The organism is Streptomyces botrytidirepellens (genome assembly GCF_003721215.1).
In the GTDB taxonomy this organism is placed as follows: Bacteria; Actinomycetota; Actinomycetes; order Streptomycetales; family Streptomycetaceae; genus Streptomyces; species Streptomyces himastatinicus.
Genome location: NZ_RIBZ01000034.1, coordinates 1 through 1,375 on the forward strand (window position 1 = coordinate 1; position 1,375 = coordinate 1,375).

General features: G+C 68.0%; 1 pseudogene. It reads right to left on the minus strand.

Annotated features, from left to right (window positions below):
• Positions 1-974: pseudogene (locus tag EEJ42_RS02390) on the minus strand (hypothetical protein); the annotation flags it as partial.
• Positions 975-1,375 lie beyond the last annotated feature (401 nt).

Below are 1,375 nucleotides of genomic sequence, written 5' to 3' on the forward strand. Positions count from 1 at the left end.
CCGACCTCGAGGATCTTTTCCAGGAAAAATTGGTCGGTGCCCAGGATGCGGTAACCGGAGAGGGGAGCCTCGCCGTCGGCGATGGCTGACCAGCGGGACAGCAGCAGGCCGCCGACGACGAGGCTGCCCGCGCAGACGGCGATGCGGAACTGGACCAGGGCCAGGGTCTCGCCCAGTGGGGACGCGTTCGCTGTCCGGTAGCCGTGTACGGCGGAGATCAGCCGCCACAGCGTCAGGGCCAGCCCGGCCAGACCAACGCCGACCAGGACGTGCAGCCCGGTGCCTTCGGTGAAGTACTCCCGCAGATCCTTTGTGGCCGGGAAGGAGCCCACCACCAGATACACCAGGGAGGGGATGGTCAACAGCAGGCTGAGCACCAGAAGAACCTTCTCGTGCCCCGGCAGGCGGGGACGCTGCTCCCGGGCCTGGCGCCACAGCTGCCGAAAGGTCACTCCATGCCATGTCTCCTGGCTGTTGGTCGCATCCATCTGTCGGCTCTGCCGGGCGACTGACTCGCGCAGCGGCTCCAGCTTCCCTGCGCGGGTACGGGGGTGGGCCGCGGCGTACAGCAGCGCTCTGCGCTGCCGGGCGTAGCCCATGGCGATGATCCAGGTGGCGGGGAGGTGCAGCAGGGCGTATCCGAAGAGAGCTTCCGGGGCGGTCCGGCCCTGGCGTTCGGCAGCAAGCGCGACATCTGGCTCGCGTCGCCGGCCTAGACGGGACCGGCGCACATCCCAGATCCACGCGGCGCCAAGGCACCCCAGAATGATCCACAGCCCCCAGTCCCCGGCCAGCCTCTCTCGCCACTCCATCGCGGTGTGGTCGCCCGGGAAGGCCGCGGCGTAATTGGTCACCCAGTGGATCGCCACCGCCCCGGCCATCGGCACCAGCGCCGCGACCCGGGTCAGTGCGCGGGTGCCGCACCACAGCAGGCCCACCGCTAGCCCGCCGAGCGCGCTGGCGAAGATGTGCACCTCATAGGGGAGTACCGGCCCCCCGACGTCGACGGTGCCGGTGGGTGAGGGAAACCAACTGCCGAGGATCTGCCTGTGTCCCGACCAGCGTTTTCGCAGGTCGGAGGTCGTTTCCTCAAAGTGAGGGAACGACCTTTCTGACGTTTTGTCGGCTTGTGGTCGCAGGGTGGTCGCATGTGCCCGAGCGCTTCGGGGCTGGGCTGCTGTAACTCGTGGCTTCTGTGGGCCGTCTGATGANGGGTGGTCGCATGTGCCCGAGCGCTTCGGGGCTGGGCTGCTGTAACTCGTGGCTTCTGTGGGCCGTCTGATGATGGTCACCTGGTTGTGCCGTTTCGGGATGTGGTCGCAGTGTGGTCGCGGGGCCGGTATGAGCTGTGGGGGAGTGGTTGGCAGCGCGGCTT